Genomic DNA, 6,849 nt, shown 5'->3' with positions numbered 1-6,849 from the left:
CCTCGCTGGTCTGATAGCTCATCATGTGCGTGTTCGGCGTGATGTTGGCGAACAGGGCGCCGCCGCTGGTATAGGTTTCGATCAGATTGCGCACACCGCCTGCGATCATGTCGCCGGAGAACACCGTTCCCTTGGTACCGTCCGAGAACGTGACCGTCAGCACGCCCCAGTCCTCGACATCGACCGGGTTCGACTTGATGACGCCGCGCTCGTCCGGACGCAGGCACGCCGCCACATTGCCGACATCGCAAGTGACGGCGGCAACACCGACGGTTTCTCCGCGCGCCTTGGCCTCGACCTGCTTGAGATAGAGGACGGCCGAAAGCGGATGACATCCCATCCGGATCAGCGAGCCGCCGCCGGTCATCGCCCATTGCGCGGCGTGCGCGGCATGCGAGCCGGAGTGGCTCTCCTCCCCCTTCATGAAGAGGATCTTGTCCCTGGTCGCTTTCAGTATCTCCACGGTCTTGCTGATCGCCGGCGCGTAGATCCAGTCCTCCGCATACATGAAGAGACGGCCAGTCTGTTCGATCGCCGCCCGGGTCTTCTGCATTTCTTCCAGCACCCGTTCGTACATCTTTGCCTTCGGCACATGTTTGCCGATCGGCGCCCTGTCGCCGTCGCGTCCGAAATAACCGGCGAACGGCTTTTCGCAGATCACGTGCTTGCCGGCCTGCATCGCCTCGATGATCATCGTGGCGTGCAGATTGGGCGGCGTGCAGATGTCGATGACATCGATATCGGCGTCGGCGATCAGGTCACCGAAGTTGCGATAGACCGTCGGGATCTGGTGGCGGCCGGCAAATTCGACGACGGCCTCGCCTCTCGCCGCCACCGCGCGTACCTCGACGTTGACGCCGTAGACGCGGCGGTAGGCGTGCATATGCAGCTCGGACACAAAGCCGCAGCCGGCGAGCCCAATCCTGATTTTGGCCATTCCCGGATCGTCTCCCGTTTATCGTCGCGCGACACCCTTGCGGCGCATCAAGGCGGCGAAGAGCTCGGTCAGCCCGAATTTCCAGGGCTCGCAATCGCCGCTGTGACGCATCCGGTTGGTCAGCCGGCCAAGCTTCGGCGTGGAAACCGTCACCAGATCGCCCTCGACATGAGTGAAGCCTTGCCCCTTCGCGAAACGGTCCTGGATCGGGGCGAACATCGTGCCCAGAAACAGCACGAAGCCATCGGGATATTGATGGTTCTCATTGATGGTCTGCCCGACGATGTCGGTCGGGTCGCGGCTGATCTGGGTCAGCGAGGAGGCGCCGTGCAGGACAAAGCCCTCCGGCCCCTTCACCTCCAGCGCGATCTCCATCTTCCTGACGTCGTCGAGCGTGAAGCTTCCGTCGAAGAAGCGCACGAAGGGTCCGATCGCGCAGGAGGCGTTGTTGTCCTTGGCCTTGGACAGCAGCAGCGCCGAGCGTCCCTCGAAGTCGCGCAGATTGACGTCATTGCCGAGCGTCGCGCCGACGATGCGGCCATCGCTCGTCACCACCAGCACCACCTCCGGCTCCGGATTATTCCAGGTCGATTTCGGATGCAGACCCGCGTCCACGCAGGTGCCGACGGCGGAAAGAACCGGCGCCTTGGTGAAGACCTCGGCGTCCGGCCCGATGCCGACTTCGAGATACTGGCTCCAGGCGTTCTGGGAAACCAGCACGTCCTTGACATGCTGCGCTTCAGCCGAGCCCGGCTTCAACTGTGAGAGATCTGTGCCGACGATCCGCGTCACCTCGGCCCGGATCGCTTGCGCCGAATCCGGATTGCCGCGCGCGCGCTCCTCGATGACACGCTCCAGCATCGAGACGGCAAAGGTGACGCCGGCGGCCTTGATCACCTGCAGGTCGATCGGGGTCAGCAGCCACGGCCTGGACGGATCGCGCGTATCCGGCGGAGTGTTGTTCAGGAGATCCTGGAGCGTGCCGACGCGCTCGCCGCGCGCGGCGCGCAGCGCCTGGGCCGGATCGGACGCGGCGGCCACCTGGCTGGCGGTCGGGAATTCGTCGGTGATGTCGAACACGCCATCCCCACGGATCGCTGCTACCGCCGGGCCGGCCAGATCGGGGCGCCAGATCCGCCCCATCAGCGCAGCACCTGTGGAGTCCTCGGGCAGAATGAAGGCAGCGTCCGTGACGATCGGCATCGTGAAAATCCTTTGCGAGGCGGCGGTCAGGTCGACCTCGTCCATAGAAGGGAACCGCGCGACGGGTCAACACCCCGGAGCCGCTCAAAAGCCGGAACCGTCCACATCGCAGCGCAACATGCAAAAGGCCGGCAGGCTTGTCGCCCACCGACCTCAACCGACGAATAGCGTGATGGCGTATCATCTCCGCCGATGGCAAGTGCCATCGGCGGAGTTCGAACGCGCGGGATCAGCTCCGCGCCTTCGTCAAGCGGCTGTGGTCAGGCCGCTTTGGCCTTGGATTTCGCCACGTGGCTCGCGATCGCATCCATCAAGGCCGGCGACAGGCAGTCATAGGGTTCAAGCCCGAGTTCTTTCAGCGTTGCCCGGATGCCTGCCATCTCGCTTGGCTGAACGCCGGACTCGATCACGGAGGAAACGAACGCCGCGAATCCCGGCGCCGCCGATCCACCTTCCTGGAACAGTTCGGGATGGATGAAATCGAGGCCGTAGAAGGGATGCCCGGTGTTCTCGATCCGGCCGTACATGTGCGTGCCGCAGGCCTTGCAGGCGTGACGCTGGATCACCGCCGCCGCGTCGACGACCTGCAGCTTGTCGCCATTCTCGATCACCTTCACATTGTCGCGCGGCACCACGGCGACGACGGAGAAGGTCGCGCCCGAGGGCTTCCAGCATTTGGTACAGCCGCAGGCGTGGTTATGCGCGACGTCGCCCTTGATGGCGACCTTGACCGGCTTGTCCGTGCACTTGCAGACAAGGGTCCCGCCGGCGAAGTTGCCCGACCCCTGCTTGACGCCGGCGTCGACCGATGGGTGGATGTGAACAGTCATGGGCCTATCCTCCGTTGTTTGAAGTTCCCCTATTCAGAACACGACTACCGAGCGGATCGACTTGCCCTGATGCATGAGATCGAATCCCTGGTTGATCTCTTCCAGCTTGAGGACATGCGTGATCATCGGATCGATCTCGATCTTACCGTTCATGTACCAGTCGACGATCTTCGGCACGTCGGTGCGGCCGCGCGCCCCGCCGAACGCCGTTCCCTTCCAGACGCGACCGGTCACAAGCTGGAACGGCCGGGTCGCGATCTCCTTGCCGGATTCCGCAACGCCGATGATGACCGACACGCCCCAGCCGCGATGGCAGGCTTCGAGGGCCTGCCGCATCACGTTGGTGTTGCCGGTGCAGTCGAAGGTGTAGTCGGCGCCACCGTCGGTGAGCCCGACCAGATGCTGGACGATGTCGCTGACCTTGGTCGGATTGACGAAGTGCGTCATGCCGAAGCGGCGGCCCCAGTCTTCCTTGGCATCATTGATGTCGACGCCGACGATCTTGTCGGCCCCCACCATCTTCGCGCCCTGAATGACGTTGAGACCGATGCCGCCGAGGCCGAACACGACAACGTTGGCGCCCGGCGTCACCTTGGCGGTATTCACCACGGCGCCGACGCCGGTCGTCACGCCGCAACCGATGTAGCAACTCTTGTCGAAGGGCGCGTCCTCGCGGATCTTCGCCACCGCGATTTCCGGCAGCACAGTGAAATTCGAGAACGTCGAACAGCCCATGTAGTGGTAGATCGTCTTGCCCTTGTAGCTGAAACGCGAGGTGCCGTCCGGCATCACACCTTTGCCCTGGGTGGCGCGAATGGCGGTACAGAGGTTGGTCTTCTGGCTCAGGCAGCTTTTGCACTGGCGGCATTCCGGCGTGTAGAGCGGAATGACGTGATCGCCCGGCTTGACCGACGTCACGCCCGGCCCCACTTCGCGGACGACGCCGGCACCCTCATGGCCGAGAATCGAAGGGAATATTCCCTCACTGTCGAATCCATCGAGCGTGTAGGCGTCGGTGTGGCAGATTCCGGTCGCCTTTATCTCGACCAGGACCTCGCCGGCCTTCGGCCCTTCCAGGTCGAGTTCGACGATTTCGAGAGGCTTCTTCGCCTCGAAAGCGACAGCGGCGCGCGTTTTCATTCTAGACTCCAAATTCGCTTTTCAGGTTGCGGCACCGATATGCCATTGCGAACCTCGCAATACCAGGCACGATCATTTGCCTCCCATGCAGGCCTTTTCCGCCTGAGCGTAGGCCTCGGGCTTGTCTTCACGCTTGGCGGGCCGTACGCGACCGACCGCGTCATGCGCGCGGGCGCGCAGGTAGACGTAGAGGTCGTCCATGTAGCAGGCGACGTTCGGGTTATCGCCGAATGCCGGCATGACGTTTTCCTGCGCCGTACTGACGTTCTTGCGGCCGCTGGCGACCACGCCGAGGAAATCGGCGTAGCTCATGGTCTTCAGTGAATCCGCCAGCGCCGGCGCGTAGGTCGATCCCATTCCGTCAGGGCCGTGGCAGACATGGCATTCCGAGTGATACCGACGGTATCCCGAATAGGTGTACCAATCGACCGTGCCGTCGGCCGCAACGTGGAAGGTCGGGTTGCCTTCCTTGTCCAGATACTTTCCATCCTCGGACTTGACGGCGGTGGCATCGTCCGCAGCGCGGACAACCGTTCCCGCCGCCACCAGCACGAGAGTGGCTGCAATCAACCAGATCTTACGCAAGAGCTCATCCTCGATATCAGAAGAGAAGAACCGGCGCGTGGAGCGAGCCACGCGCCGGACGAGGTGGTCCTGCTTTACTGCGGCAGCGCGAACACGGTGAGCGTGCCGCCAAGTGCCGTGTAGTTGCTCAGCGCGGCGTAGCCACCGACGGCGCCGAGGCCTGCGGTCGGATCGGTCAGACCTGCGGCAAGGCCGATTCCCGCCCAGCCGCCGACACCGGACAGCACGGCCACGAACTGCCGGCCACCCTGCTCATAGGTCGTGACGTTGCCGATGATGCCGGAAGGAGTCTTGAACTTGTAGAGCTCCTTGCCGGTCTTGGCGTCGACCGCCTTCAGGTAGCCTTCGAGCGTCCCGTAGAACACCACGCCGCCTGCCGTTGCGAGCGCACCGGACCATACCGAGAACTGCTCTGGGAGCGACCAGACGATCTTGCCCGTCTTGTTGTCCCAGGCAATGAAGTTGCCCATGTGGTTCTCGCCGGAGGGCGGATACATCGACAGCGTCGCGCCGACATAGGGCTGACCTGCGGTGTAGCTCACCTTGAACGGCTCGTAATCCATGCAGACGTGGTTGGTCGGCACGTAGAACAGCTGAGTGTCGGGCGAATAGGCTGCCGGCTGCTGGTCCTTGGTTCCGAGCGCCGCCGGGCAGATGCCCTTGGTGTTCTTGTCCTCGCCGCCCTTCTCGGTTGAGAACTGGTCGAGCACCTTCGGACGACCGTAGGTCGGCGAGCTCTTGTTCATGTCGACGCCGGAGGTCCAGTTCACCTTCGGATCATACTTCTCGGCGACCAGGAGTTCGCCGGTGGCACGGTCCATCGTGTAAGCCAGACCGTTGCGGTCGAAATGGGTCAGCAGCTTGCGATCCGCGCCGCCGACGTTCTGGTCGCTCAGGATCATTTCGTTGACGCCGTCATAGTCCCATTCGTCATGGGGCGTCATCTGATAGACCCAACGGGCCACGCCGGTATCCGGATTGCGCGCGAAAATGGTCATCGACCACTTGTTGTCGCCCGGACGCTGCTTCGGATTCCAGGTCGAGGGGTTGCCCGAGCCGTAGTAGACGAGGTTCAGGCTGGGGTCATAGGACAGCCATCCCCATGTGCAGCCGCCGCCGATCTTCCATTGGTCGCCCTGCCAGGTCTTGAGGCTGGAATCCTTGCCGACCGGTTTGCCGTGCTCGGTGGTCTTCTCGGGATCGAACATGATCTGATCGTCCGGCCCTTCCGAGAAGGCGCGCCAGACCTGCTTGCCGCTCTTCAGATCGTAGGCGGTGACGTGGCACTGCACGCCGAATTCGCCGCCGGAGATGCCGATCAGCACCTTGTCCTTGACGACCAGCGGGGCAGACGTTCCCGTGCCACCCTTGGCCGGATCGCCATTCTTCACGCTCCACACCACCTGCCCGGTCTTCGCGTCGAGCGCGACCAGCGTGGTGTCAGCCTGGTGCAGGAAGATCTTGCCGTCGCCATAGGCCACGCCGCGATTGACGGTGTCGCAGCACATCACGGGAATGACGTTCGGGTCCTGCTTCGGCTCGTACTTCCAGACGATCTTGTTGTCCTGCGAAAGGTCAAGAGCATAGACCTTGTTCGGGAACGGCGTATGGACGTACATCATGTTGCCGATGATCAGCGGTCCACCTTCGTGGCCACGCAGCACGCCGGTCGAGAAGGTCCAGGCAACCTGGAGCTTGCCGACGTTGGACGCGTTGATCTGGTTCAGTTTGGAATAGCGTGAACTGGCATAGTCGCCGGCGGGTATTACCCAATCCTTCGGGTTCGCCGCCATCTTCGCCAGATCGTCGTTGGCGTAGGCAGCGCCCACGGCCAACGCCGCCACGGCGCCGAGACAGGTTGCAGTCAGCACCTTGCGCATAGTGGATCCCTCCCAGATGTGAATTTTCGGCAGCCGCGTAGACGGCCACTTCTTCCATTTTTGGTCCCTATCCCTATCCCGTCCCGGAATAGGAAACTTGCCCAAGAGCGAACCGTGTTTGCTCAATAGCGAAACCCAATCGAATTTTTTGATTCAGCTCCGGTGCGACGTTCCGGCACTGCCGCAATGCTGCGAAGCATCATGCCGTGGGCGTGTTCCCACACGCTCCTGCGCGACTCCCGTCTGATGTTTCCCTTGACGCGGTCGAAACTAA

The 6,849-nt window shown here is 62.7% G+C and carries 6 protein-coding genes; all 6 read right to left on the bottom strand.

Annotation, left to right across the window (positions count from 1 at the left end; genetic code table 11):
* Nucleotides 1-937: Gfo/Idh/MocA family protein (locus V7E26_RS11160; protein ID WP_324415710.1), on the bottom strand; the 937-nt coding region annotated here is incomplete at its 3' end.
* 18 nt (nucleotides 938-955) lie between these two features.
* Nucleotides 956-2,140 (bottom strand): fumarylacetoacetate hydrolase family protein, encoded by a 1,185-nt coding sequence (locus tag V7E26_RS11155; RefSeq protein WP_324415709.1) that lies wholly within the window; start codon nucleotides 2,138-2,140, stop codon nucleotides 956-958.
* Nucleotides 2,141-2,400: 260 nt separating this feature from the next.
* The gene (gene gfa / locus V7E26_RS11150; protein WP_324415707.1) at nucleotides 2,401-2,970 is read right to left on the bottom strand and encodes an S-(hydroxymethyl)glutathione synthase; all 570 of its coding nucleotides are present in this window, start codon (nucleotides 2,968-2,970) and stop codon (nucleotides 2,401-2,403) included.
* A gap of 33 nt (nucleotides 2,971-3,003) precedes the next feature.
* Entirely contained in the window at nucleotides 3,004-4,110 is a 1,107-nt protein-coding gene (locus V7E26_RS11145) for an S-(hydroxymethyl)glutathione dehydrogenase/class III alcohol dehydrogenase (RefSeq protein WP_324415705.1), read from the bottom strand.
* A 72-nt stretch (nucleotides 4,111-4,182) separates the two neighbouring features.
* Nucleotides 4,183-4,662 (bottom strand): c-type cytochrome, methanol metabolism-related, encoded by a 480-nt coding sequence (locus V7E26_RS11140; protein ID WP_324415723.1) that lies wholly within the window; start codon nucleotides 4,660-4,662, stop codon nucleotides 4,183-4,185.
* 107 nt (nucleotides 4,663-4,769) lie between these two features.
* Entirely contained in the window at nucleotides 4,770-6,575 is a 1,806-nt protein-coding gene (gene xoxF5, locus V7E26_RS11135; protein WP_324415703.1) for a lanthanide-dependent methanol dehydrogenase XoxF5, read from the bottom strand.
* Nucleotides 6,576-6,849 lie beyond the last annotated feature (274 nt).

The sequence above is a fragment of the Bradyrhizobium sp. genome (assembly GCF_036735945.1).
Classification (GTDB): Bacteria; Pseudomonadota; Alphaproteobacteria; order Rhizobiales; family Xanthobacteraceae; genus Bradyrhizobium.
The sequence above is the reverse complement of the archived record's forward strand: the minus strand, read 5'-3'. Positions and strand labels throughout refer to the sequence as shown.

Excerpts from the sequence above, each read along its gene's own strand:
- gfa (WP_324415707.1), bottom strand. The coding sequence starts at position 2,970 with ATGACTGTTCACATCCACCCATCGGTCGACGCCGGCGTCAAGCAGGGG.
- V7E26_RS11145 (WP_324415705.1), bottom strand. The coding sequence starts at position 4,110 with ATGAAAACGCGCGCCGCTGTCGCTTTCGAGGCGAAGAAGCCTCTCGAA.
- V7E26_RS11155 (WP_324415709.1), bottom strand. The coding sequence starts at position 2,140 with ATGCCGATCGTCACGGACGCTGCCTTCATTCTGCCCGAGGACTCCACA.
- xoxF5 (WP_324415703.1), bottom strand. The coding sequence starts at position 6,575 with ATGCGCAAGGTGCTGACTGCAACCTGTCTCGGCGCCGTGGCGGCGTTG.